The following is a 26,089-nucleotide window of genomic DNA, read 5'->3' on the forward strand; positions in this document are numbered from 1 at the left end:
GGAGCCCTCGCATGCCCGCGCTGACAGAAACCTTCCCTCCCTCTCTCCCCGCCCCGCTCGCGAAGAGCGACGGAACCGACCGGCTCCGGATCGTCCCGGTGCGCCGAACAGGCCAGTGGACAGCGGCCGTTGCCGTCCTGGCACTGCTCGCCTCGGTGCTCGGCTCCGTGGCCCGCAACGACGCCTTCCAGTGGGATGTCGTCGCCGACTACTTCACCACCACCGCGGTACTGCGCGGCCTCGGCCTCACCCTCTGGCTCACGGCGCTGGTCATGGTGCTCGGCTTCGCCCTCGGCACCTTGCTGGCCGTTCTCCGGCTCTCCGCGAACCGCGTTCTGCAAGCGGTCGGTTGGGGGTACGTCTGGCTGTTCAGGTCCACCCCGATCCTGGTCCAGCTGCTGTTCTGGTTCAACATCGGAGCGCTGTACCCGGAGATCCTCGGCGTCCGCACGGTGAACCTCCTCGGCCCGGTCACGGTCGCCGTCATCGGACTCACCCTGCACGAGGCCGCGTACGCCGCCGAAGTCGTCCGCGGCGGCATCCTCTCCGTCGAACGCGGGCAGATCGAGGCCGCCCAGTCGCTCGGCCTCGGGCCCTGGCGCAGGTTCCACCGGATCGTGCTCCCGCAGGCGATGCGCTCCATCGTCCCGCCCGCCGGGAACATGCTGATCGGAACCCTCAAGGGCACCTCGATCGTCAGCATCATCGCCGTACAGGACCTGCTGTACTCCGTGCAGCTCGTGTACCACCGCACCTATCAGGTCATCCCGTTGCTGCTGGTCGCCACCATCTGGTACGCCGTGGTCACCTCGCTGCTCGGCATCGGCCAGCACTACGTCGAGCGGCACTACGCGCGCGGCACGGCGGGTGCCCGGTGAGCGGGACACCGGCGCTCGTGGTCATAGGCGCCGGACCGCGCGGCACCGGCCTGATCGAGCGCATAGCCGCCAACGCCCCCGCCCTGTACGGGGAACGCACGCTGACCATCCACCTCGTCGACCCGTACCCGCCCGGTGGCGGACGGATCTGGCGGCACGACCAGTCGCCGCTGCTCCGGATGAACTCCATGGCCGAGGACGTCACGATGTTCACCGACGACACCGTCCGGCAGGAAGGGCCGGTCCGTCCCGGTCCCGCGCTGCACACCTGGGCGGCGGACATCCGGGACGGGCGCGCGGCGCTCCCGGACGGGGCCGACGTGGATCCCGGACTCCTCGACGAGATCAAGGTGCTGGAGGGCTCCGACTTCCCGAGCAGACGGCTGCAGAGCGTCTATCTGCGCTGGGTGTACGAGCGGGCCGTGGCCGCCCTCCCGGAAGGCGTCACCGTCCACTGGCACCGGGGCAGCGCCCTGCGTGTCAGCGGGCCGCCCGAAGGCCGACAGCGGGTCTGGCTGGAGGGGCGCGGCACACCGCTGCTCGCCGATGCCGTCGTCGTCGCCATCGGCCACCTCGACGCCGAACCGGAGCCGGAACAGGTCGAGTTGGCCGGCTTCGCGGACCGGCACGGGCTCGTCCACCTGCCGCCGGACTTCACCGCCGACGCCGACCTGAGTGAGGTGCCCGCGGGCGAGCCGGTCATCGTACGGGGCTTCGGGCTCGCCTTCGTCGACCTGATGGTGCTGCTCACCGAGGGGCGTGGCGGACGGTACGAGGACGGCGAGTACGTGCCGTCCGGCCGGGAGCCCCTGCTCCATATCGGCTCGCGCCGGGGCGTCCCGTACCACTCCAAGATCGGCTACGGCTGGGAGGGCGAACGGCCGCCGCTGCCGCGCTTCCTCGGCCCGGAGCTGACCGAGGCGCTGCTGAAGGCGGAGCGGCCGGTCGACTTCCGGCGCGATGTGTGGCCACATGTCGACAAAGAGCTCGGCTACGCCCACTACCACCGGCTCTTCACCGCCCACCCCGAGCGCACCACCGGCGACTGGGCCGGCTTCGAGGCGGAGTACGCCGCCGCCGACCCGGCAGGCCCCGGACTGGCCGCCCTCGTCGCGGCCGCCGTCCCCGACCCCGCGGACCGGCTCGACCTCGAAGCGCTCGACCACCCGCTGGACGGGGTGCGCCACCCCTCGTTCGACGCACTCCAGGAGGGACTGCGCGGATACATCACCGCCGACCTGGAACGCCGCCACGATCCCGGCCACAGTCCGGACCTCGCCGTCTTCCTCGGACTGCTGTCCGTCTATGGGCAGTTGACCCGGCTCGGTGACATCGGCGGCTGGTGGCACGGCTTCTTCAGCTATCTCGCCTCCGGCCCGCCCGGCCCCCGGCTGCACCAGCTCCTCGCGCTCTCCCGGGCCGGTGTCGTCCGCTTCCTCGGCGCCGGAATGACCGTCGAGGCCGACGAGAGGCGGGGTCTCTTCCTGGCGGGCAGCGCCACCGTGCCGGGACAGCGGGTAGCGGCCCGCACCCTGGTCGAGGCCCGGCTGCCCGAACCCACCCTGGAACGCACCCGCAGCCCGCTGCTCAAGGAGCTGTACGAGGACGGGGCCGCCGCCACGGCCACCGGGCTGCTCCCGGTCGCCCCCGACAACGGCCGGATCCTGGGCCGCGACGGCCGGCCGCACCCGCGCCGCTTCGCGCTCGGCCCGTTCACCACCGCCCGCGCGGGCGGGGCGTTCACCCGGCCGCGCACCGGCGGTCCGGCCTTCCGGCAGAACGACGCCACCGCCCGCACGGCGCTCGTGCTCCTCCGGGACCTGGCCCGCAGCCACGGCTGACCGCTCCCAGGAAGGCATGGCCCGCCCCCCGCCCTCGTACACCGCAGCCCAAGGACCCTCATGCCCCTCACCAGAGATCCACTCATCGACAAGGCGACCGGACCGCACACCACTGCTCCCGCCGCCGGCCATGAAGCGCTCGCCGGCGGCCCGGAGAGCACCACCACCGGATCCACCGACGCCATGGTCGAGATCCGCTCCGTCCACAAGAGCTTCGGCAGCCTCGAAGTGCTGCGCGGCATCGACCTGACCGTACGGACCGGAGAGGTCACCGTCGTCCTCGGCCCGTCCGGCTCCGGCAAGTCCACACTGCTGCGCACCATCAACCACCTGGAGAAGGTCGACCACGGCTGGATCAGCGTCGACGGCACCCTGGTCGGCTACCGCAGGGCCGGCGACAAGCTGTACGAGCTCCGCGAGCGCGAGGTGCTGCGCCGTCGCACCCGGATCGGCTTCGTCTTCCAGAACTTCAATCTCTTCCCGCACCTGACCGTGCTGGAGAACATCGTCGAGGCCCCGGTCACCGTCCTCGGCCGCCCGAAGAAACAGGCCGTGGCCGCCGCGGAGGAGCTGCTCGCCCGGGTCGGACTCGCCGACAAGGCGGGTGCGTACCCCAAGCAGCTCTCCGGAGGACAGCAGCAGCGGGTCGCCATCGCCCGCGCGCTGGCCCCCGAACCGAAACTGCTGCTCTTCGACGAGCCGACCTCGGCGCTCGACCCCGAGCTGGTCGGTGAAGTCCTCGATGTCATCAAGGACCTGGCGATCCAGGGCACCACCATGATCGTCGTCACGCACGAGATCGGCTTCGCCCGCGAGGTCGCCGACACCGTCGTCTTCATGGACGAGGGACGGATCGTCGAGCAGGGCACCCCCGGCGACGTACTCGACCGCCCGAGCCACGAGCGCACCCGGGCCTTCCTGTCCAAGGTCCTGTGAACCCGCCCATGCCCGCTCCGAGGAGTACCCCCGTGTCCGTCCGCCGCACGCGGCCGCCATCGACCGCCTCGTGCGGAACGGCTCGTACGCCGAGGCGTGGAAGGCGAAGGGCGGGGGGCTCACCGTCGAGGCCGTCACCGGGTCCGAGACCAACCCGCCGCGCCTGCCCGGGCCCGGGAGCTGAGCCAGGAACGGGCCGAAGGCCCGCGGGCGCCCCGCGAGCAGCCCCGGGAGGCCCGGAAGAGCGCGAAGAGAGCCCCGAGACGCCCCGAGACGCCCGGAAAAGCGCCGAAAGAGCCCCGGAAGAGCCCCGAGAGAGCCGGAAGAGACCTGAGAGGTCCCACCCATGACTGCCACCGCACCCCTCCACCTGGCCGCCGAGATCGGCGGGCCGCCACGCTACGACCACGGGCACTACACCGGCCTCGCCCGGCTCGCGGAGCACGGCGCCCTCGACTTCGTCACGCTCGGCGACTCCTTCGCCAGACCCGGCCCGGACGCGCTCGCCGTGCTCTCCCGGGTCGCGCCCGCCACCGGCCGGATCGGCCTGGTGCCCACCGTCACCACCACCCACACCGAGCCGTTCCACGTGGCATCGGCCGTGGCCACCCTGGACTGGGTGAGCCGCGGCCGGGCGGGCTGGCAGGCCGATGTGTCGACCACCGGGGCCGAGGCCCGGCTGTTCGGCCGGCGTCCGGCGGCGCCCGCCGACGAACTGTGGCGCGAGGCCGGTGACAGCGCCGAGGTGGGCGCCCGGCTGTGGGACAGCTGGGAGGACGACGCCGAGATCAGGGACGTCGCCACCGGCCGTTTCATCGACCGCGACAAACTGCACCACATCGACTTCGAGGGCGCCTCCTTCTCCGTCCGGGGCCCGGCGATCGTGCCCCGGCCCCCGCAGGGCCGCCCGGTCACCGTCGTCGACGGGACGAGCGGCCCGGCCCGGGAGACCGCGGCCCGCCACGCGGATGTCGTCCTGGTCCGGGTCACCGCCCCCGAGCAGGCCGCCGCGGCCCGCAGCGACCTGCGCCGACGGGCGGCGGCGCACGGACGTGACCCCGGCACACTCCGGGTCCTGGTCGCGCTCACCGTCGACCTCGGCGACGCCGAGACCGCCCCGGAACCGGGACTGGAGAGCAGCCCACCGCTCGCCGCGGGCGGCTCGTACTACCGGGGCGGCCCGGTCGACCTCGCCGAACTGATCACCCGGTGGCACCGTGACGGCGCGGCGGACGGCTTCCACCTCACACCCATCACCCCCGGGCGCGACCTCGAACGGATCGTCAACGGGACCGTGGCGCTGCTTCAGCACCGCAGCCTGTTCCGCACCTTCTACCCCGGCGGCACCCTGCGCGAGCACCTGGGGCTGGCCCGCCCCGCCAACCGGTACGCCCTCGAAGGAGAACAGGCATGACCGCCGCGACCAGGCAGATGCATCTCGCCGCCCATTTCCCGGGCGTCAACAACACCACCGTCTGGGCGGACCCCCGCTCCGGGAGCCAGATCGACTTCGCCTCCTTCGAGCACCTCGCCCGCACCGCGGAGCGCGGCAGGTTCGACTTCTTCTTCCTCGCCGAGGGGCTGCGGCTGCGCGAGCACAACGGCCGCATCCACGATCTGGACGTGGTCGGCCGCCCCGAATCCCTCACCGTGCTGGCCGCGCTGGCGGCCGTCACCGACCGGCTCGGTCTCGCCGCCACCGTCAACGCCACCTTCAACGAGCCGTACGAACTGGCGCGCCGCCTCGCCACCCTCGACCACCTCAGCGAGGGCCGGGCCGCCTGGAACGTCGTCACCTCCTTCGACGCCTTCACCGGGGAGAACTTCCGGCGCGGCGGTTACCTCGACCGGGCCGACCGGTACACCCGGGCCGCCGAGTTCGTCGCCACGGCCCGCGAGCTGTGGGACACCTGGACCCCCGACGGCACCCCGCGCCCGTTCAGGCACCGGGGGCAGCACTTCGCCATCGAGGGCGAGTTCACCGTCCCGCGCTCCCCGCAGGGCCATCCGGTCGTCATCCAGGCCGGTGACTCCCCGGACGGCCGCGAGTTCGCCGCGTCCACCGCCGACATCGTCTTCACCCGGCACGGCACCCTGGAGTCGGGCCGCGCGTTCTACGCCGACGTCAAGGCGCGGCTGGCGAAGTACGGCCGGGAACCCGGCGAGCTGAAGATCATGCCCGGCGTCACCTTCGTACTCGGCGACAGCGACGCCGAGGCCCAGGAGCGGGCGGCCGAGATCCGCCGCAGGCAGGTCTCCCCGCAGAACGCGCTGCTGGCCCTGGAACAGATCTGGGGCCGCGACCTCTCCTCCTACGACCCCGACGGACCGCTGCCCGAGATCGACCCGGACCCCGGATCCTCGCTGGTCCAGGGCCGGGTCAAGCACGGCGACCTGCTCGCCGTCGCGGCGCGCTGGCGTGCGCTGTCGAAGGAGAAGGGGCTGTCCATCCGGCAGACCGTCATCGAGACCACCGGCCGGCAGTCGTTCATCGGCAGCCCGCGAACGGTCGCGGAGCAGCTCACCGAGTTCGTCGCCGCCGACGCCGCCGACGGATTCATCCTCGTACCGCATCTCACCCCCGGCGGCCTGGACGACTTCGTCGACCGGGTGGTCCCGCTCCTCCAGGAGCGCGGGGCGTTCCGCTCCCGGTACACCGGTCCCACACTGCGCTCGCATCTCGGGCTCGCCGAGCCGGTATGGAAGGGTTGACCGCATGAGCACGGACGCACAGCAGCCGCACGGACCCGAGCAGGCGGCACAGGACTGGAAGCACTGGCACGAGGAGCGCACCGCCACGGTCGCCGGCCCCTACGGACCGCTCTCCCTCACCGGCACCCACTGGCTCTCCGACCACCCGGAGGGCCGCATCCCCGGAGTACCCGGGCAATGGCGGGAGGACGGCGACGAGCTGGTGCTCAGCGCCCGTGCCGCGGACGGGCTGACCGTCGACGGCGAGCCCTTCACCGGCCAGGTCCGCCTCACCGCCGACCGAGGCCCGATCGGTGAGTCCCGCGTCGCGCACGGCGAGCGGCGGCTGGTCGTGCTGAGCCGCGAAGGGCTCTGGGCGGTACGGGACTTCGACCCGGACTCCCCGGCGCGGCGCGCCTTCCGGGCCATCGAGGCCACCGGGTACGACCCCCGCTGGGTGCTCCAGGGCACCTTCCGCCCGTACGAGAGCGCCCGCACGGTCCGGGTCGAGAACGCTGACGGGGTCGAGCGCGGTCTCGGGCTCGCCGGTGAGATCGCCTTCGAGGCCGACGGCGCGGAGCACACGCTGCACGTCGCGGTCGAGCCCGACGGCTCGCTCTGGGCGGTCTTCGCCGACGCGACCAGCGGGAACAGCAGCTACCGCTTCCGGTTCCTGCGGCCCGCGGCCCCCGCGGAGGACGGCAGTGTGATGGTCGACCTCAACCGTGCGCTGCTGCCGCCGTGCGCCTTCGCGGACCACTTCATCTGCCCCTTCCCGCCGCCGGGCAACACCCTTTCCATCGCCGTCGAGGCGGGGGAGCGCAACCGCCTCGCCAACTGACGTATCGTCATATCTCTTCGGGGTGACGGCTCCGGCGGCCCCTGTGCCGCCGGGGCCGTTCCGTGCGGCGCGACAAGTTCAGGCCAGAGGGCCCCCTTGCGCCACAAGTTGACACCTTGAATACTCCCGAGCAGCGCTTGTCAGGAACACGGCATGCCTGTGGTTCGGGCGAACGGCCGTGCGAACGACTGCGCCTCACGGGTCCGACCACCCCACAGGCGGATCCCCGACTTCCCCTCGGGAGGAATGAAAAGTGAGGATCAAGCGCACCACCCCCCTCAGCGGCACCGCGAGACGCACCAGGGCCGTCGCCATCGCCGCGGGCCTCGTCGCCGTCGCCGCCCTCGCCGTCCCCAGCGCCCAGGCGGACACCAACACCACCTTCAGCGCCGCGCAGCTCTCCGCCGCGAGCGACGCCGTGCTCGGCGCCGACGTGGCGGGCACGGCGTGGAACGTCGACCCGGTGAGCAAGAAGCTCGTGGTCACCGTCGACCGCACGGTCTCGAAGGCCGAGATCGAGCAGATCAAGCAGTCCGCCGGGGTCAACTCCGGCGCCCTGAAGATCGAGCGCACCGCCGGGAAGATCAGCAAACTGCTCTCCGGCGGCGACGCGATCTACGCCCCGGGCTGGCGCTGCTCCCTCGGCTTCAACGTCCGCAGCGGCAGCACCTACTACTTCCTGACCGCCGGTCACTGCACCGACGGCAACCCGCCCTGGTACACCAACTCGTCGAACTCGACCAGCATCGGCCCGACGGTCGGCTCCAGCTTCCCGACCAACGACTACGGCCTGGTCCGGTACGACAATGCCTCGGTCGCCCATGAGGGCACCGTCGGCAGCGTCGACATCACCAGCGCGGCCAATGCCACGGTCGGCATGTCCGTCACCCGCCGCGGCTCCACCACCGGCATCCACAGCGGCTCCGTCACGGGCCTCAACGCCACCGTCAACTACGGCAACGGCGACATCGTCTACGGCATGATCAAGACCAATGTGTGTGCGGAGCCCGGCGACTCCGGCGGTCCGCTCTACTCCGGCTCCAAGGCGATCGGTCTTACCTCCGGCGGCAGCGGCAACTGCTCCTCCGGCGGCACCACGTACTTCCAGCCGGTCACCGAGGCGCTCAGCGCGTACGGGGTCAGCGTCTACTGACCCTCCGCCACACCCCCGGCCCGGCCCTCGAACAAGCGGCCGACCGCGACGGAGCCCCTGCCCGAATGCTGGGCGGGGGCTCCCGCTCACCCCGCGGCTTTTGAGAGGATGTGGGGCAGGTCGGTCACGCAGGAGCAACGGGGGCGGGCGCTGCGCCGGCCGGGGGACGTCCCCCGGGCCCCCGGCAGACACCTCAGGGGGTTCCAGGTCCGTGAAGCGCATCGGAGTGACCGGTCATCGCACCATTCCGCAGGAGGCCCACGCCCATGTGCTCGCGGGGTTACGCGCGGCGCTCCGCGGCCACGAAGGCTCCATGGAGGCCCTCTCCAGCCTGGCGGTGGGGGCGGACCAGATCTTCGCCGACCTCGCCCTGGCCCGCGGCGCCGAGCTGACCGTGGTGATCCCGAGCGGCGACTACGAGTCCTGCTTCGAGGACGCGGCCGAACTCGCCCGCTACCGGGCCCTCAAGGACCGGGCGGCCCGGGAGGTCCGGCTCGACTACCCGCACTCCACCGACGAGGCGTACTACGCGGCGGGTGCCTACATCGCCGACCACTGCGACCGGCTGCTCGCGGTGTGGGACGGCAGGCCGGCCCGTGGCCTCGGCGGCACGGGCGACATCGTGACGTACGCCCGCAGTCTGGGCCGTCCGGTCACGGTGATCTGGCGCGAGGGCGTGGAGCGGGGCTGACCGCCCGAGCGGCCGTCCGGCTCCACTGGCATCACGTCACATCTGGTGCCGGGCAAGCCAGTCGGTGTGCTGCGGGGAGACGACGCGCTCGGTCTCGAAGACCGCGCCCGGCCACTGGCGCTCGGTCAGTGTGGTCTCCATCGCCACCTGCATCGCCTCGAGGTCCTGCTCCACCAGGGAGTGGGCCGAGATCAGCGGGTGGTGACGGCGCATCTCGCTCCACGCCAGACAGGCGGCCGCCGCCGCCGACAGCACCCCCGTCAGGGCGAAGGACTGGGTGACGGAGAACGTCCGCAGCAGGGCGAACACCAGGGCGAGCGCGGTCAGCGCGGCGATGGTGGTCGACCAGACCAGGGTGGCCCGCCGGGACACATCCTGACGCCTGCGGTACCAACTTCTCTGCTCGATGAGGCGGTCACGCACGTACGTCTCCTTGCGTACGGTGAACGCTTTGTCCCGTAACTCGCGCATCGAGTCGGTGATCAGCCCGCCCGAATCGGCCGTCAGGTCGCGGGGGTCGGTCCACCCCACTTTGCGCAGTTCCTGAAGGCCCTCCTCGAGGCGGTTCGCGAACACCGCCTCCGGGTGCTGGGTGCCGGTGTCGAAAGGCGATCCGTGCACCGAGTAACGCCAGCACATCGACTTGATGAACTCGGCCGCCGAGCGGTTGAGTTGCCAATGCGACTTTGCTTTGCGCCGGGCGGAGAGGTACGTCGTGATCAGGACACCCAGGTAGGCCAACACGCCTGCGGCGTCGACGAGTTGAAACGTGTCACCCAGCTCGGCGTGCCAGGGGATCGCGGCCGGTGCCGTCCCCGTGACCAGGAGGATCAGCTGAATGCGGGTGGTGTTCACGGCCTCCCGCTGCCTCGCGATGGCGATCTCGTCCGTATGGTGAAAGAGCGCCGGCAGGTCGGCGTTCCTGAAGACCATGCTCTGGAGCGGCCCGGGAAGCGCCGTCATGTTCACTCCCGTCTGCGGTTATGTCGTCACTTCAATGGCGGAATCGATGGTTCCGTTCGATTCGGGACGGCCTTGTGTGACGCTCTCGTTCCAAGTGGCCGTCCTCAGTTGCCAACCGAGGCCATGAGAGTAAAGTCGTGCCGCCGGACACTGCAATGGTGCAGATACTGTTGCTGCATTCCTGTCCGGAACCATTCCATCGGAACAAATCCCCTCAAGGACGGCCGTGAACACCTCAGAATCCTCCCTCTCCTTCGCCGTTGCGAAGAAGCGTGTGCCGCTCGCCCAGATCGATGTCCGCGGCACTGCTGCTGCCCGGAAGCTCGGTCGCGTGCACGCCGTGTCCGCCGGTCGCCCCACCCAGGCATCGACCTTCAACTCGGCGCTCTGAAACAACCCGCCGGACACCTCGTGAACCGAAGCTCCGAGCACCCCTTCGGGCTGGCTAGACTGGTGGAATGACAGGACCCCTGGTCCCTTTCCGTGAAGTCGTTCTCAAGGTTCACAGCAGGTGCGATCTTGCTTGTGACCATTGCTATGTCTATGAACATGCAGATCAGAGCTGGCGAACCCGGCCCAGAACAATCTCTGATGATGTCATTTTCCGGACTGCTCAACGCTTGGCCGAGCATGCCAAGGCACATGCACTGCCCTCCGTGTCAGTGATCCTGCACGGAGGGGAGCCTCTACTGGCGGGGCCCGCCCGATTGCGGCGAGTCTGCGAAGTGCTCACCTCCGCCTTCGACGGCGTCGCGGAGCTCGACCTCCGTATCCACACCAACGGACTCCAGCTCAGTCCGCGGTATCTCGACCTCTTCGACGAGTTCCATGTCAGGGTCGGCATCTCCCTCGACGGCGACCGGGCCGCCAACGACCGGCACCGCCGCTACGCCGACGGACGCAGCAGTCACTCCCGGGTCCTCAAGGCCGTGGAACTGCTCCGGCAGGAGCGCTACCGCCACCTCGATCTCGGGCTCCTGTGCACCATCGACATCGAGAACGATCCGGTCGCGGTCCTCGACGCGCTCATCGAGCTCGAACCGCCGCTCATCGACTTCCTGCTCCCGCACGCGACCTGGGACGATCCGCCGCCCCGCCCGGACGGTTCGCCCACCGCCTACGCCGAATGGCTCCTCGCGGTGTTCGACCGCTGGCAGGAGCAGGGTCGGCCGGTGCCGGTGCGGCTCTTCTCCTCGGTGCTGTCCACGCTGAGCGGCGGCCCCAGCCTCACCGAGTCCCTGGGGCTCGCCCCGACCGACCTCGTCGTCGTCGAGACCGACGGCCAGCTGGAGCAGGTCGACTCGCTCAAGAGCGCCTACGAGGGCGCCGCGGCCACCGGGTTCGACGTCTTCACCCACACCTTCGACGAGGTGGCGGCCCACCCCGGGGTGCGGGCCCGTCAGCTCGGGCTGGCCGGTGTCAGCGAGACCTGCCGCCTCTGTCCCGTCGTGCGCTCGTGCGGCGGCGGCCTCTACACCCACCGGTACCGCTCCGCCGGGCCGTCCGGCGAGTTCGACAACCCCTCCGTGTACTGCGAGGACCTGGCCGCCCTGGTGCGCGGCATCGAGGCCCGCACGGCGGCGTCCCTCGTCGCACCCGAGGTGTCCGACCCGGTGGAGCTGGCCGCCTCCCAGCGAGACCTCACCCGCATGCTGCTGGCCCGGCTGAACGCCGACGTCGAGGAGTACGGCGACGAGCGCTGGACCCGGGCCTGGGAGCTGGCCGCCGTCATCGAGTCCTCCGAGGAGGGGGCCCGCGGCCTGGACGAGGTGCTGTCCCACCCGTACACCCGCACCTGGCTGCTCCGTGCGCTGGAGGCGCTCCACGAGCGGCCGGGGGCGGTGGAGCGGGCGCTGCGGCTGACGGCCTGTCTGGCTGCTGCCGCCGTACGGGCCGGCCTCGACATCCCCGTGGGCGTGAACTACGCGGACGGCAGGCTGGTCCTGCCGGGTCTCGGTGAGTTGCGGATCGGCGCAGCGGGGGAGCGCGGCACGGCGCGGGTGCGTGCCGTCGAGGGAGGCTTCCTGGTCCGGCGGGACGAGGGCGTCCCGGCCGAGCGGCGGGTCGCGCTGTCGCCGGCGGCCGGTGCCGGCTGGCGGCCGGTGCGCCGGCTCGTGGTGCCCGGCGGAGCGTCCGGCCCGGCGCCCGACCTGGCGATCGACGACCTCGACCCGTACCGCGACTGCTTCGCCGCGCCGGCAGCGGCCGCGCTCGACGACCGGGCCGCCGCTGACCTGATGGCCAGGGTCGGCGACGCCTGGACGCTGATCGAGGCGAAGGCGCCTTTGCGGGCCGCGGAGATGGCGGGGCGCCTCACCACCCTCACGCCGCTCACCGGTCACGCCGCGACGGAACCCGCCGTGGGGCGGCACGGCCGCGGCGCGTTGGGTATCGCCGTGGACGGCAGCGCCGAGGACCTGGCACTCGCGTTGCTGCGTGGATCGCGGCGGGCCGAATTGCAGGCGCTGGCCGATGTCACGGATCTTTACGCGGCGGACGGCGCCTGGGAACATCGGATTCCCTGGCAGGAAGAACCAGTTCCGTTTTCCCGGTTGCTGGCTGAGACCTATGAACGGATGGCGTTGGGCGCATTCGAGCCACGCTGTCTGGAGGGCGTACCGCAGGCCCTCGAAACGCTGGAGGGTGCTGCCGAGCTCACCGTCAGCGGAAAGCGGCTGTTGGATCTGATGCGAAAAGAGATCTGAGGGTCGAATTCCGGTTCGGTCGGGGGGCGTCACACACGGGACAACTGGGAGGAACAACCGCAGACGGAATTCGATCAAGGAAATGTTCGGCTGAAGCCGGGAACGTATGACTGAAAACCGGCGTTGAATGACCGAACGCCATGGGGGTGGAGCAACGTCCGCTCCGGAATGATGAATTCGCTCGCATTCACTTCAGTCCCCGGATGCGGGTGCTCACACAGGACGGGGGTCGTGTGCACGCAACAACGCAGCAGCGAGCGGCGGACCATCGGCCGTACTTCTTCTTGAGTTATGCCCATACACCGGGCTACGGCCGTGGAACGGACCCCGATATGTGGGTCGAACGCCTCTTCAAGGATCTCTGTGACCATGTGATGGCCATGACGGATCTGCCCGCGGGCGCGCCCGCGGGGTTCATCGACCGCGAGATACGCTCCGGCGAGGGCTGGTCGGAACGGCTCGGTGAGGTGCTCGCCACCTGCCGGGTGTTCGTTCCGCTGTTCTCGCCGCGCTACTTCGCGAGCGAGATGTGCGGCAAGGAGTGGTACGCCTTCGCGCAGCGCGCCATCCATCACCGGGCCCGCTCCAACCAACGGGCCGAGGCGATCGTCCCGGCCCTCTGGGTCCCGGTACCCCCGAGTCAACTCCCCGGCCCCGCCGAGCGATTGCAGTTCAACCACCGAGACTTCGGAGACCGCTACGTCAGTGACGGACTCTACGGACTGATCAAACTCCGGCTCTTCGCCGAGGAGTACGAGCGCGCGGTGTACGAACTCGCCAAGCGCATCGTCAACGTCGCCGACACCATAAGGATCGGCACCGGCCGCCCCGTCGACTACCGGCTGGCGCCCAGTGCCTTCGGCCCGCCCAACAGCTCGGTGGGCGGCCCCCGTCCGATGCAGGTCACCATCGCCGCCGCCACCCGGCACGACCTGCCCGCGGGACGCTGTGCCGACTACTACGGCGACAGTCCGCAGGACTGGAACCCCTACCACCCGGCCGCGGCCCGGCCGCTGGCCTATGTCGCCGAGGACCTGGTGCGCTCCCTCAACTACCAGGCGACCATCTCATCCTTCGACGAGGAGACCGGGCACGCGGAGGGCAAGCAGCCGCCCAGCAGACCGGAGATCCTGCTCGTCGACCGCTGGGCCCTGCAGGACGAGGACCGGTGCCGGCGGCTCGCCGCCTTCGACGCCGAGAACCGCCCGTGGGTGACGATGATCGTGCCGTGGAACCGGGAGGACCACGAGAGCATGGCGGCCGAGGCCGAACTGACCGAGAAGCTCGAACAGACCATGCCGACCAAGATGCGCCAGGGACGGGCCTACTGCCGGGCCGCCGCCAAGGGCGTCCCCAGCATGGAGGCCTTCGGGCAGATCCTGCCGCAGGTGGTCGAGGTGGCGGCCCAGCAGTACCTGAGACACGCGGCGGTGTACCCACCCGCCACCGGAGGCGGACACACCGAACGGACACGGCTGATGGGGCCGATGGCGCAGACGAACTACATCCCCGAGACACACGACCCTGCGACGGATGCGGAGGACACGGATGACGGCCAGTCGTGACGGGCGCATCGTCACCTTCTACTCGTACAAGGGCGGCACCGGGCGCACCATGGCCCTGGCCAACACCGCCTGGATACTCGCCGCCAACGGCAAACGGGTACTGGCCGTCGACTGGGACCTGGAGGCACCCGGACTCCACCGGTTCTTCCATCCGTTCCTCGACCCGTCGACACTCGGTGCCACCACCGGCGTCATCGATCTGATCACCGAGTACGCCTGGGCCGCGACCAGTCCCGTCCAGCGCGCCGACGACTGGCACCGCGACTACGCCCGGATCCAGCCGCACGCCGTCTCCCTGGCCCCCGAGGCGCTCGGCTGGGAGTTCCCGCAGGGCGGCACGCTCGACTTCGTCTCCGCCGGACGGCAGAACCGCGAGTACTCCGCGACCGTCTCCACCTTCGACTGGGACAACTTCTACGACCGGCTCGGCGGCGGCCACTTCTTCGACGCCCTGCGCGACGACATGAAGGCCAACTACGACTACGTCCTCATCGACAGCCGGACCGGCCTCAGCGACATCGCCGACATCTGCACCGTCCACCTCCCCGATGTCCTCGTCGACTGCTTCACGCTCAGCGACCAGTCCATCGACGGCGCCGCCTCCGTCGCCCGGCAGATCTCCGAGCGCTACACCGGCCGCCCCATCTCCATCTTCCCCGTCCCGATGCGCATCGACGAGGGCGAGAAGGAGAAGGCGGATGCCGGACGGGCGCTGGCCCGGCTGAAGTTCGACCGGCTGCCGCGCGACCTGTCCGGGGACGAACTCACCGCCTACTGGGGCGCGGTGGAGATCCCGTACCGCCCCTACTACGCCTACGAGGAGACCCTCGCCACCTTCGGCGACGAGGCCGGCCTCAGCAACTCGCTGCTCTCCGCCTTCGAACGGCTCACAGCCGTCATCACCGACCAGCAGATCACCTCGATGCCGCCGGTCGGCGAGGAGGTGCGGCTGCGCATCCGGGACGCGTTCACCCGGCGCAGGCCCGCGCTGCCGGCCGATCTCTTCCTCAGCTATGTGGCGGAGAACCGGATGTGGGCCGACTGGATCGAGTCCGTCCTCACCCGGGCCGGGTTCCGCGTCGTGCCGCGCGACGTGTCCGCCCAGCGGGAGGCCGTGGAACAGGCGCCCGCCGAGAACGCCGCCCGCACCGTGGTGCTGCTCTCCAGCGCCTACCTCAAGTCCCAGCGCGCGGTGAACCTCTGGGACCGGGCCGTGGCGGAGGACCCCGGCGGCGGCCGGCGCCATCTGCTGCCGCTCAGGGTCGGTGACGTACGGCTCTCCGCGCCCTACATCGACCGCAACCCCGTCGACCTCTTCCGGCTCGACGAGGTGCACGCCACCGCCGCCCTGCTCCGCGCCCTGGACCGGCCCGTACAGCTCACCGACGCCGTGTCGCCCGGACCGCGCTTCCCGGGCACCGTCCCCAGGATCTGGAACGCCCCGCCGCGCAACCCCGGCTTCACCGGCCGCTCCCTGGTCCTGGAACGGATGCGTGACCAGCTCGGCGGCGGCATGGCCGTGGTGCTGCCGCAGCCGCAGACCCTGTACGGACTCGGCGGCGTCGGCAAGACCCAGGTCGCCCTGGAGTACGTGCACCGGTTCATGGCCGACTACGACCTGGTCTGGTGGATATCTTCCGAGCAGACCGACGACGTGGTGGCCGCGCTCGCCGAGCTCGCGGTCCGGTTGGGTGCCCAGGGCGGCGACGACATGGCGGCCGCCTCCCAGGAGGCCGTGGACCTGCTGCGGCGGGGCGTGCCCTCGGACCGCTGGCTGCTGGTCTTCGACAACGCCGACGACCCCGAACGGCTCCGGCGCTACTTCCCGCAGGGCGGCTCGGGCCACATCCTGGTCACCTCGCGCAACCAGGCCTGGTCCCAGCACGGCGACGCGCTGCCGGTCGATGTCTTCCTGCGCGAGGAGTCCATCGAACACCTCCAGCGCCGGGCCCCGGGGCTGAGCGACGAGGACGCCGCCCAGGTGGCCACCGCCGTCGGTGACCTGCCGCTGGCCGTCGAGCAGGCGGCGGCCTGGATCGCCGAGACCGCAACCCCGATCGACACCTACCTCGAACAGCTGGCCCAGCAGGCCCCCGAGGTCCTGGCGCTCAACCAGCCGGCCGGATACCCGGAGCCGGTCGCCGCGACCTGGAACATCTCCATCCAGCGGCTGAAGGAGCGCTCGCCCGCCGCGGTCCGGCTGCTCCAGCTCTGCGCCTTCTTCGCACCCGAGCCCATCTCGGGGAACCTCCTGTACAGCAAGGAGATGATTGAGGCGCTGAAGCCGTACGACGCCTCGCTCCAGGAGAAGCTGGTGCTGGGCCGGGTCATCCGGGAGATCGGCCGGTTCGCCCTCGCCAAGGTCGACCAGGTGTCCAACTCCATCCAGGTGCACCGGCTCGTCCAGGCCGTCATCCGGGCGCAGCTCACCGAGGAGGAGCAGCAGGACGCCCGGCACGCCGTCCACCGCATCCTGGCGGGCGCCCGGCCCGACGACGACGAGCCGATCGACAACCCCTCGACCTGGCCGCAGTTCGCCACCATCTGGCCGCACCTCGGCCCGTCCGACGCGCGCAACTGCAAGGAGCCCGAGGCCCGCAGGCTGCTGATCGACCGGGTCCGCTACCTCTGGAAGCGCGGTGACTTCCGGACCGCGACGACGGTCTGCGAGGAGCTGCGCGAGATCTGGCGTCAGACGCTGGGGGAGCGGGACATCCAGTACCTCTACCTCTGCTTCCACCTCTCCAACATCTACCGCTCGCGCGGTCGTTACGTGGAGGCCAGGGAGCTCGACGAGATCACCCTGGCGACGCAGCGGGAGGTCCTGGGCCCGGAGCACCCGCACACGTACATGAGCACCAGCAGCCTGGCGACCGACCTCGGCACGCTCGGGGAGTACACCAGGGCGATCGAGCTGGCGACCGAGGCCACCGACGGGTTCAACCAGATCTTCCACGAATCGCACCCGAGGACGCTGGCCGCGGCCAACAACCTGGCGTTCACCCTGCGATCCATCGGCCAGTACGCCAAGGCCCGCGAGATCGACCAGGACGTCTTCGACCGGCGCGTCGAGGTGCTCGGCGCGGAACACCCCTACAGCCTCTCCTCGGCCATGAACCTGGCCCGTGACCTGCGGGACGTCGGACGGTACGAGGACTCGGTCGGCATCCTCAGCCGTACGTACGACAGTTACAAGGCCACGCTCGGCCGGGCCTTCCCGGGCACGCTGAGCGCGGCGAAGAGCCTCGCGGTGTCGCTGCGCCGCGCGGGCAGACTGGAGGATGCCCGCAGGCTCACGGTGGCCACCCGGTCCAGGTACCGGGCCAAGTACACCTCCGCCAACCCGGAGTCGCTGGCCTGCGATCTCAATCTGGCGGCCGACCTGTTCGCGGCCGGCGAGGCGACCGAGGCCAGGGACACCGCACAGGAGGTCGTCGACCAGTACATGAAGGTACCGGGGGAGAAACACCCGTACACCCTGGCCGCGCTGAACAACCTCGGCGTCTACCAGTCGGGGACCGGCGCGTCCGAGGAATCGGTGCGGGTGCTGACCCGGGTGGTCGCCTCGATGCGGGAGGTGTACGGGCCGGAGCACCCCAACACCCTGTTCTGCGTGATGAACCTGGCGAACGCGACGGCGGAGCGGGGCGATCTCGATCTGGTGCTGGAGACCGAGGAGAAGGTGTCCGGGCAGCTCAGGAGGGTACTGGGGGCGCATCACCCGGAGACCCTGGCCATGACGTCGAACATGGCGGTCACGCTCGACGCGATGGGGCGCAAGGACGAGGCGCTGCGGCTGAGGACCGAGACGGTCGAGGAGCTGGCCCGCCAGCTCGGTGACGACCATCCGATGACCCGGATCGCCCGGGACGACGACCGGTTCGAGCGCGAACTGGAGCCGACGGCGGTATGAGCCCCGGGAGCGTCCGGCCGTCACCGGACGCTCCCGGACCGCCGGCCCTGCCCGTCATCCGGCGGGCGGGTCCAGCAGCCAGTTGAGGATCCTGGGCAGCGCGTGCAGCGCGTCGAAGTGCGCTGCCGCCGGTTCCACCACGACGGTGGAGTTCGGGATGCGTTCGGCCAGCCAGCGCGAGTGGCCCACCGGCGAGAACACGTCCTTCTCGCCGTGCCACAGCATCACGGGGCTCGTGATGTCCGCCGGGTCGAACCCCCACGGATTGCTGAACGCGAGCGCGTCGTCGATCCAGCCCCAGGCCGAAGTGCGCAGCCCCTCACGGTAGTTGCGCAGCAGCATGGTGCGGACCCCGGCGTCGTTGACCACCAGCCGGTCGGAGTCGGTCAGCTCCTGGCGCAGATCGTCGATGAGCTGGACCGGGTTCTTCCTGATCACCGCGGACCGCGAGATGAACGACTCCGCGAGCCCGTCCGGATCGGCCGCGGCCGTGGAGTACGCCAGTACGTTGGAGGCGGCCATCCCGTCGAACCAGTCGAGACCGTCGGCCCCCCAGGGGGCCAGCCCCACCAGTGCGGCGGTACGGGTCACCCGCTCGGGCATCAGCGCCGCGCAGGCCAGCGCGTGCGGGGCACCACCGGAGCGGCCCACCACGGCGAACCGTTCGAGCCCGAGGTGGTCGGCGATGGCCCGTACGTCCTGAACGGCATCGGCGACACAGCGGCCCGGCAGCCGGTCGGACTCGCCGTAGCCCGGCCGGTCGTAGGTGATCAGCTGGGTCTTGCGCTGGTACAGGACCATGCCGCGCGGAGCCGGACCGAGCCTGCTGCCGGGCATCCCGTGCAGCAGGAAGACCGGTCTGCCGCGAGGATCCCCGAGTCGCTCCACCACCAGATGCCGCCCGTCCGCCGCGCGCACCCGACTACGCACTTGGTGCCTCCTCCGTATGGTGCGGGCACCGAGTGCCCGCCGCTTCCCGCCCGATTCGATGATGGCTCATCAGAGCTCTTACCAGGTCGCGGAGTTGGAAACCCACTGGAGGGCGGCGGATGATGCGGGAGGGGTAGGACTCAGCTGCCGCGGGCGGCTGCGAGCCCGCCGGCGGCGATCGGCCGAGGGGGAGTGGCGGGCTCGCCCGCATCACCCCAGCCGATGCGGACGAGCCCGTTGTCGCGTTCAGGGGGAGGTGCGGGCGCTGGTCAGGCGGCTCGGGCGAGTCCTGCGGAACCCGCCTTCGCCGGTGCCACGCCGAAGATGTCCACGGCGTGGTAGTACGTCCATGCCGTGCTGTTGCACGCGGTGAGCTTCGCTCCGGAGTAGGCGGCGCACACGCGCTTGAGGTCCGAGTAGAACGCGGAGTCGATCCGGGACTTGTTGGCGGAGAAGCTGCCCGCGGCCTTGTAGTTGCGGTAGCCGAAGTCGTGGCGGGCGCAGGCGTTCTGGAAGGGGAAGCCGAACGGGTTGTCGGGCGAGCTGCTGCAGTAGTCGGTCGACCAGTCGAAGCCGTACGCGGCCCAGGCGCCCTGGTTGTTGCGGGCGGAGTTCCAGGAGTTGTAGCTGGAGAGGCTCGTCTGGGTCCAGGAACTGAGGACCTGGGGCTTGTCCGCCGGGGCGGCCGAGGCGGACGCGGCAGGGAGCAGAACGAGGGGAAGCGACAGAGCGGCTGTGGCAAGCGGGACGGTGAATCGGCGACGCATGAGCAACCTCCGCAAAATTAAAGGGAGTTGTGCTGACCGTGCTCCTCGTGGTCTCACGAGATCGCTCAGCATGATGCCATGCGCGCGCCACGCCCAGGGGCTGTCCGGGGGGATCGGGCGGATCGACCCGGCTGTCGCGTCGGCCGGACGCCGGGAATTCGTCCGTGTGCCGGGCGGCGGCCATCCGGAAGCCGCCGCCCGTCCCTGCGGCGGCAGTGCGTAACCCGCCGCCCGTCCCTGCGGCCGGTGGATCAGAAGGCCTTCGACTCCAGGTGGTAGGTCGTGTCGACCCAGAAGCCGTTCGTGGCCGCGGCCTTGATCTCCAGCACGTACTCGCCGGGAGTCAGTGGTTCGAAGCCGCCCCAGATGCCCCAGGCGTAACGCTGGGTCAGCCCGGTCCTGAACGGCGCGGTGAACTCCTGCAACGGCAGCGGGACGCTGTTGAGCGAGGCCGTGGCCTCCGTGGCCGTCATGCGCTGGGGCACCCTCGAGTACGAACGGGGGTGCTGCATGTTGAGGACGGGGAAGAAGACCGGCCGGTCCGAGGGGATCGCACAGCGCCGCACCACCCGCCCGCCGTAGGTGCCGGCCAGGAACCAGAGGTCGTCCGGCTGGTCCCAGGCGGCATGCTCACCCGTCGTGTCCCTGACCGGACTCCGGTCGTCGGGCGCGGAAATGGCCCACTGCCACCACCGGCCCGCGAGCGCCCCGCCCTCCTCGTTGCCCGGCTTCCACATACGCTCCGCCGGTCCCGCTCCACTCATGACGACTCTCCCACGTGCAACCCCGGGATACGGGGCCTGATTCGAACAAGCGGACAGTACCCGGGACGGTGCGCCGGGCCGGACGAAGGGGTGACAGCGGTCGCCGGAGCCCCTGGGGCGGGCCCGTGATCCTGGCGGCTCGGTCCTCACCGCGCCGCGGGAGCCGCCCCGATGACCACCGTGCGTGCCCACTCGGGCGGGGAGCCCGGTACGTAGTACGGATCGTCCTCGTCGCACAGCCGGGGGAACAGACCCACCACCGTCCGGCACGCCGGCTGCGTACTCGGCCAGGGGGTCTGGCCGTCGGTCAGGACCACGACGACATCGGGCCGTGGCTGCAGTCGCAGGGCCCTGGCGAAGCCCGTGCGCAGATCCGTACCCCCGCCGCCCACCAGCGGGATTCCCTCGGCACGGCACAGCGGGTGCGCGATCCTGGCCGCCGCGTCGCACGGGAGGACGGTGACCAGGTCGCGGCGGCCGCCGACGGCGCGGGAGATCGCGGCGACCTCCAGGAGCGCGCTGCCCAGTTCGGTGTCGCTGACGGACCCGGACGTGTCGATGACCACGCAGACCCGGGGCGGCCTGCGCCTCAGGCTCGGCAGCACGGCGCCGGGCACACCGGCCGAGCGCCGCGACGGGCGGCCGTACGTGTAGTCCTCGCCCGCGCCGGACCCGGAGGCGGCCGATCGGACCGCCGCACCCAGCAGCTCCCGCCACGGCTGCGGTGGGTGGAACGCCTCCTCCGCCCACCGCTTCCACCCCTTCGAGGCGTTGCCCGGACGGCCGGTGATGCCCTGCGCCACCCGGAACCGGACCGCGTCGCGTTCCTGCTCGCTGAGGCCGTGTGCGCCGTCCGGCCCGAGGTCCCACTCCCGCTCCAGCCCGTCGGCACCGCTGCCGCAGTCCAGCCAGGCCAGGTCCTGTGTATGCGGCCCGAGCCGGAACCGACGCAGGTAGTCCTCCATGAGCTGCCCCTCGGGGAGCCCCAGGGAGGCCGGATCGACGGCGCCCTCCGGCCGGACCAGCCCCTCGCCGAACACGTCGTCGTTGATCTCGCAGTCGGCGGCGATGTTCATCCGCAGCCGTTCCGCGGGACCGGTCAGCCCCTGCTGCCGCGCGACCCGGTCGCTGCGCCCGTGATGGTCGCGCAACAGGTGCGACACCTCGTGCACCCACACCCCGGCCAGTTCCTCCACCGGGGTCCGGTCCACGAAACCGGGCGAGGCGTAGCACCGCCAGTGCCGGTCGACGGCCATCGTCGGTACCCGCCGCGACTCCACGATGCGCAGGGCGAACAGGGCCGTCGCCAGGTAGGGGCGGGCCCGGACGGCCTGCAGCCGGGCGGCGAAGAGCTTGTCGAGGTCGAGCGCCCCCGGCGCGTCGGGTGTCATCGGCCGGCCTTCGCCGCCGCGGCGGCCCGGTCCGCGGTCCGGGCCGCCGCCCGGTCCGCCCGCCGGGACAGGGACACCGCTCCGGCGAGCTGCTCGATCGATGCCGGAACGTCCCAGTCCTCCCGGCGCAGCGAGGCGAGCGTGGTCGCCGGGACGACCACCACGTCCGGGGCACCGGTCTCCAACGCCCGGACCAGGAGCGCCCATGCCGCGTCCCAGCGGGGCTTCTCCGGGCGATTGCGGACCGCCGCCACCACACCGTCGAGCACCGCCTGGCGCAGGTCGCCCCGCTCGGGCAGGTCGGCCCCCGCCGGGTCGGCGAGCAGCGTCTCGGGGTCCGGCAGGTCCATCCGGTCCAGACTCGCCAGCAGCTCCAGCCCCGGACCGTCCCCCACGGCGCCCCGGACCAGCAGGGAGAGCACGTCCCTGGAGGAGCCGGCCGCGGTCGCGAACGCGATCAGGCACAGCGTCATGTCCCAGCTCCGGGGCGACGGCCAGGGACCGCCCCGCCGTGTCTCGCCGCTGGGCAGCCGGTGCACGAGCGCCGGGCGGGCGGTGAGGAGCCCGCACACCGCGCGACGGGCGAAGTCCACGGCCTCCGGCAGCCGTTCGGGGGCGAGCCGCGGCAGTGTCGCCCTGGGCCAGGTCCCGCCGAGGCCGCGCACCACCACCTCGTGGTCGTGGGTCCACTGGAGATGCACGAACCGGTTGGCCAGCGGCGGGCTCAGCTCCCAGCCGTCGGCCGCCGAGGAACGCGGATTGGCCGCAGCCACGATCCGTACCCCGGGCGGCAGTTGCAGTGCGCCGATCCGCCGCTCCAGTACGAGGCGGAGCAGGGCTGCCTGGACGGTCGGCGGTGCGGTGGACAGCTCGTCCAGGAACAGCAGCCCCCGGCCCGCCCGCACCAGCCGCACCGCCCAGTCCGGCGGGGCCATCGGCACGCCCTGTTCCGCGGGATCGTCCCCCACGATGGGCAGCCCCGAGAAGTCGGACGGTTCATGGACGCTGGCGATGACCGTGGTCAGCGGTAGGTCCAGGGACACGGCGAGCTGTGCGAGCGCGGCGGTCTTGCCGATGCCGGGCTCGCCCCACAGGAGTACGGGCAGATCGGCGGCCACGGCCAGGGCCAGGGCCTCCAGCTGGATGTCGGGGCGGGGTTCGGTGGTGGTGTCGCGCAGCAGGGCCGTCAGCTCACCGGCGATGCCGAGCTGGGAGGCGCGGTCCTGGCCGGAGGGAGAGCCGGACGTGACGAAAGGGGTGCGTGTGAGCATGTCTGAATCACCTGTGGGTTCGTGGTGAGGCGTACGGAAGTTGGGGTTCCGGGGTCAGCGCAGGGCGGCGTTGCGCGGGTGCGCGCGACGGTGACCGGGCCGGCGGTGGTACGGGTGGAGGCGGTCGGGCCCTTCGGCCAGGCCCGCCCGGAACAGCCCGTAGGTGATCCGCCGCCGCGCGGCCGCCTCCAGCTCGTCCCGCAGTTCGCCGCTGCGCAGCAGCGCGCCGGGGCCCAGGAGACCCTCGACGACGGCCAGCGCACCGGCGATGTCGCCGTGGTCCAGGCGTTCGCGCACACCGGTGAGGCAGTCCGGACGGCGGTGCGCCTCGTCGATGGCCTGGAGGCAGGGCAGCGGAGTGCCGGTCAGCGCGACCAGCAGCTCCTCCCGGCGGATCTCGGCCGGATCGTGGTCCAGCGGGGCCAGTACCCCGTCGACCAGGCCGATCCGGTGCCGGGCTCCCCGGCATTCCACGAAGCGCGGTTGTCCTGCCCGGTCCGCGGGCGGCGTCGCGGCGGCCGGCACATGATCCGGCACCAGGGCCGCGAGGACCAGCGGGTGCAGCCGCCCGGCCTCGATCGACCCGGTACGGAGCAGATCGAGGTCGGGCAGCACCCAGGTCGCGGCGTCGGGCAGCACCGGCGAGGCAGAGGCGCCGCTGTCCGTGGCCGTGGTCGCGGCCGCGATCCGCAGCGCGGGCGGCCCGGGACCGTCCCGCTCCGGCACCAGGTCCAGAAGCAGCCGGTGCCGTCCCCCGAGCCGCACGGCGACGGTCCCGGCGGACCGACCCTCGGCCCGGAGCAGAATCCCCGCCTCGTCCGCCCACCGGTCGACGGCGCAACGACGTGCGGGCGGCACCATCTCCAGCACCTCGAAAGGCACCGCGTCCCGCCGGCCGGCGGCCGGCCCATCGGCCCCGGACCGGGCCCGCAGCTCATCGGCCCTGCGCGCATCCCACAGATGGCGGTGCAGATCGAGGCGGAACCGAGGGTTCGGGCGGTGGTGCGGATGGCGGCGGGCCTCGGTGCCGGAGTCCGGTCCGTCCCACAGCGCGAGCCCGATCCGCTGCCCGGCATCCGCCCAGGCGGGCGGGGTCCGCACCACCAGGTGCACCGGACGCACGCCGCCGGGCCCTTCGGTGTCGTACCGGGCCAGAGTGACCGTCAGGCCCGGCCGCAGCAGCCCGCGAGGAGCGATCCTCGGCAGGTGCCAGCGCAACAGGTCGGGAGCCAGATGGCGAAGATCGTCCCGGAGCCGGGACGCGAGTTCCCGGCCGTGGGTGCGCGCCACGGACCGAGGGCTGAGGTCGACATCGACACCCGCGGCGGCGCATGCCCCTGCCCAGTCGCCGACATGACGGCGGGCGGTCGCGGTCTCGATGATGGAGGGCGGCACGGCGAACTCTCGCACGCGCGCCCAGAAGGAAAGCCGGGAATCCCTGTTCGCGTCCTGAGTGAGCATCAGCACTCACCTTGCGCGGACGGGGCCCCCAATCTGTTAACAGAGTGAGTTGTCATCGCGGGGCAGCGTAGCTCCCCTTCTCCCCGGACGCCAGGTGTATCCGGGCCGGCCCTTGAGCGCATGCTTCAATGTGAGCGCGGGTGGGGGTGGGGTGTGTGAGCTGTCAGGGGTAGGAGTGTCATGGCTGAACCGGACCGCAGGCTGGTGCAGACCGCGGTCATCGGGAACGCCGCATCGGGCCTGGGGATCGTGCTGCCGCAGGAGGCCGAAGAGCTCCGGCGTCTGCGGCGGAGGCATCCGGCGTACACCTACTGGTGCGGCACTCAACTCGGTGGCTGCGGCGGTAAGTTGTCCGACCGGCTCTATGTGGACAAGGTCTGCCACTTCGCCCACGCGCCGCACACCTCCTGCCACCGCGAGGCCAACGGCGCCAATGGCGCGGACCACCTTTTCATCAAGCAGGACCTCGCCCTCTGGGCCCGCAGAAGCGGGGTCGGCGCGCGGGCCGTGCTGCGTGACCAGGGTTCGGGTCCGGGTGACGCCGTCGACTTCCGGGTGCGTGACAGCCGGCAGCGGGTGCGCTTCCAGTTCCGGCGGCTGACGCACCCCGAATGGCGTTCGGCGAGCGAGGAGCTGGAACGCGACGCGGCAAGCCTGGACTGGGTCTTCGGGCCAGGCTCCGCCCATCCGGAGACCATGGAGGAGATGTACGGGAGAACCGGCCATGTGCTCCGCTTCCGCTTCGAGACGCAGGGCGTGGCGCGGAGTATCCGGATCAGGGCGGAGGAGGGGCGGAGCAGCACCGACTGGGTGCCGCTCGACGCCTGTGCGATGACGCCCGAGGGGTTGCGGGTTCCGGGCGTGGAAAGGCGGCCGCGTGCGAGCCGCCGCCCCGTCGTGGAGACGGCCCCGGAGCCTTCGGCGGTCGCTCCCGGGCCGCGGTCCACCGCCGGTCCGGCCCGGCGGTCCGGCCCGCGTACCAGTCCACTCGTGCGGAAGGTTCAGCGTCTGGTGGACGAGCTGAACGCTCTCGCGGCATCGGCGGACGCCGACGTACGGACGAAGGCCGAGCGGCTGGACCGTGAGGCCGCAGGGTGGATCGAGCGCTACGGGCGGCTGACGGGCCCGGACTACTGGTCCGGCAAGGCCACGAAGGTCGCGGCCCAGGGGGATGGGCTCGCCCGCAGGCTGGAGAAGCTGGCACGGTCACTCGGGTGACGGCGCCGGGCGGGTCCCGGCACGGTGCGCGCGCCGGCTTCCGGCGCCCACTCGCGCCGGGGGTGCTCCGGCGTCTCCAGGGGTGAGAGGGGCCGTCTTCGCGGGTGGGG

The 26,089-nt window shown here is 71.5% G+C and carries 20 protein-coding genes; 13 read left to right on the forward strand and 7 right to left on the reverse strand.

Going from position 1 to position 26,089, the window contains the following annotated elements; all coding sequences use genetic code 11:
- Nucleotides 1-11: 11 nt before the first annotated feature.
- The 8 genes from OHA19_RS31280 to OHA19_RS31315 all read left to right on the forward strand — a co-directional run bounded on the left by OHA19_RS31280 (nucleotide 12) and on the right by OHA19_RS31315 (nucleotide 9,031).
- On the forward strand, nucleotides 12-878 hold the full coding sequence (locus OHA19_RS31280; protein WP_405711216.1) for an amino acid ABC transporter permease: 867 nt from the start codon (nucleotides 12-14) through the stop codon (nucleotides 876-878).
- Nucleotides 875-2,719: an FAD/NAD(P)-binding protein gene (locus OHA19_RS31285; RefSeq protein ID WP_405711214.1), complete on the forward strand. Its 1,845-nt coding sequence runs from the start codon at nucleotides 875-877 to the stop codon at nucleotides 2,717-2,719. Before OHA19_RS31280 ends, OHA19_RS31285 begins: the two co-directional genes overlap by 4 nt.
- A gap of 183 nt (nucleotides 2,720-2,902) precedes the next feature.
- Nucleotides 2,903-3,655, forward strand: coding sequence for an amino acid ABC transporter ATP-binding protein (locus tag OHA19_RS31290; protein ID WP_405721310.1), 753 nt, complete (start codon nucleotides 2,903-2,905; stop codon nucleotides 3,653-3,655).
- A gap of 346 nt (nucleotides 3,656-4,001) precedes the next feature.
- Nucleotides 4,002-5,069, forward strand: coding sequence for an LLM class flavin-dependent oxidoreductase (locus tag OHA19_RS31295; RefSeq protein WP_405711212.1), 1,068 nt, complete (start codon nucleotides 4,002-4,004; stop codon nucleotides 5,067-5,069).
- 17 nt (nucleotides 5,070-5,086) lie between these two features.
- Nucleotides 5,087-6,367, forward strand: a complete 1,281-nt coding sequence (locus tag OHA19_RS31300) for an NtaA/DmoA family FMN-dependent monooxygenase (RefSeq protein WP_405721308.1) — start codon at nucleotides 5,087-5,089, stop codon at nucleotides 6,365-6,367.
- Nucleotides 6,368-6,371: 4 nt separating this feature from the next.
- Complete coding sequence (locus OHA19_RS31305) at nucleotides 6,372-7,187, forward strand: DUF1684 domain-containing protein (protein WP_405711210.1); 816 nt, start codon at nucleotides 6,372-6,374, stop codon at nucleotides 7,185-7,187.
- Between the two features lie 253 nt (nucleotides 7,188-7,440).
- Nucleotides 7,441-8,340 (forward strand): S1 family peptidase, encoded by a 900-nt coding sequence (locus OHA19_RS31310; RefSeq protein WP_405711208.1) that lies wholly within the window; start codon nucleotides 7,441-7,443, stop codon nucleotides 8,338-8,340.
- Nucleotides 8,341-8,551: 211 nt separating this feature from the next.
- Entirely contained in the window at nucleotides 8,552-9,031 is a 480-nt protein-coding gene (locus OHA19_RS31315) for a hypothetical protein (RefSeq protein ID WP_405711206.1), read from the forward strand.
- A 36-nt stretch (nucleotides 9,032-9,067) separates the two neighbouring features.
- Here OHA19_RS31315 and OHA19_RS31320 read toward each other — a convergent pair whose 3' ends face one another.
- A complete protein-coding gene (locus OHA19_RS31320; RefSeq protein WP_405721306.1) occupies nucleotides 9,068-9,964 on the reverse strand; it encodes a DUF4231 domain-containing protein in 897 nt (298 codons plus the stop codon).
- Nucleotides 9,965-10,220: 256 nt separating this feature from the next.
- On the opposite strand from OHA19_RS31320, the gene fxsA reads away from it, so the two are divergent.
- The 4 genes from fxsA to fxsT all read left to right on the forward strand — a co-directional run bounded on the left by fxsA (nucleotide 10,221) and on the right by fxsT (nucleotide 18,177).
- Nucleotides 10,221-10,385 (forward strand): FxSxx-COOH cyclophane-containing RiPP peptide, encoded by a 165-nt coding sequence (fxsA, locus tag OHA19_RS31325; RefSeq protein WP_405711204.1) that lies wholly within the window; start codon nucleotides 10,221-10,223, stop codon nucleotides 10,383-10,385.
- A 67-nt stretch (nucleotides 10,386-10,452) separates the two neighbouring features.
- Entirely contained in the window at nucleotides 10,453-12,699 is a 2,247-nt protein-coding gene (gene fxsBH / locus OHA19_RS31330; RefSeq protein WP_405711203.1) for a radical SAM/SPASM protein FxsBH, inactivated beta-hydroxylase extension form, read from the forward strand.
- Nucleotides 12,700-12,902: 203 nt separating this feature from the next.
- Nucleotides 12,903-14,264 (forward strand): FxsC protein, encoded by a 1,362-nt coding sequence (fsxC, locus tag OHA19_RS31335; RefSeq protein ID WP_405711201.1) that lies wholly within the window; start codon nucleotides 12,903-12,905, stop codon nucleotides 14,262-14,264.
- The gene (gene fxsT / locus OHA19_RS31340; RefSeq protein WP_405711199.1) at nucleotides 14,248-18,177 is read left to right on the forward strand and encodes an FxSxx-COOH system tetratricopeptide repeat protein; all 3,930 of its coding nucleotides are present in this window, start codon (nucleotides 14,248-14,250) and stop codon (nucleotides 18,175-18,177) included. The genes fsxC and fxsT overlap by 17 nt, the downstream gene beginning before the upstream one ends.
- 54 nt (nucleotides 18,178-18,231) lie before the next feature.
- Here fxsT and OHA19_RS31345 read toward each other — a convergent pair whose 3' ends face one another.
- The 6 genes from OHA19_RS31345 to OHA19_RS31370 all read right to left on the reverse strand — a co-directional run bounded on the left by OHA19_RS31345 (nucleotide 18,232) and on the right by OHA19_RS31370 (nucleotide 24,761).
- Nucleotides 18,232-19,107: an alpha/beta fold hydrolase gene (locus tag OHA19_RS31345; RefSeq protein ID WP_405711197.1), complete on the reverse strand. Its 876-nt coding sequence runs from the start codon at nucleotides 19,105-19,107 to the stop codon at nucleotides 18,232-18,234.
- 269 nt (nucleotides 19,108-19,376) lie between these two features.
- Complete coding sequence (locus tag OHA19_RS31350; protein WP_405711195.1) at nucleotides 19,377-19,874, reverse strand: phospholipase; 498 nt, start codon at nucleotides 19,872-19,874, stop codon at nucleotides 19,377-19,379.
- Between the two features lie 251 nt (nucleotides 19,875-20,125).
- Nucleotides 20,126-20,638, reverse strand: coding sequence for a hypothetical protein (locus tag OHA19_RS31355; RefSeq protein ID WP_405711193.1), 513 nt, complete (start codon nucleotides 20,636-20,638; stop codon nucleotides 20,126-20,128).
- A gap of 146 nt (nucleotides 20,639-20,784) precedes the next feature.
- Entirely contained in the window at nucleotides 20,785-22,029 is a 1,245-nt protein-coding gene (locus tag OHA19_RS31360) for a DUF2201 family putative metallopeptidase (protein ID WP_405711191.1), read from the reverse strand.
- Nucleotides 22,026-23,300, reverse strand: coding sequence for an AAA family ATPase (locus OHA19_RS31365; protein WP_405752371.1), 1,275 nt, complete (start codon nucleotides 23,298-23,300; stop codon nucleotides 22,026-22,028). Before OHA19_RS31365 ends, OHA19_RS31360 begins: the two co-directional genes overlap by 4 nt.
- A 54-nt stretch (nucleotides 23,301-23,354) precedes the next feature.
- Nucleotides 23,355-24,761 carry a hypothetical protein gene (locus OHA19_RS31370; protein WP_405752373.1) on the reverse strand — a complete coding sequence of 469 codons (1,407 nt, stop codon included), beginning with the start codon at nucleotides 24,759-24,761 and terminating at the stop codon, nucleotides 23,355-23,357.
- Nucleotides 24,762-24,941: 180 nt separating this feature from the next.
- Here OHA19_RS31370 and OHA19_RS31375 point away from each other — a divergent pair, with 180 nt between their 5' ends.
- On the forward strand, nucleotides 24,942-25,979 hold the full coding sequence (locus tag OHA19_RS31375; RefSeq protein ID WP_405752375.1) for a hypothetical protein: 1,038 nt from the start codon (nucleotides 24,942-24,944) through the stop codon (nucleotides 25,977-25,979).
- Nucleotides 25,980-26,089 lie beyond the last annotated feature (110 nt).

This window comes from Streptomyces sp. NBC_00012, from assembly GCF_045040875.1.
Taxonomy (GTDB): domain Bacteria; phylum Actinomycetota; class Actinomycetes; order Streptomycetales; family Streptomycetaceae; genus Streptomyces.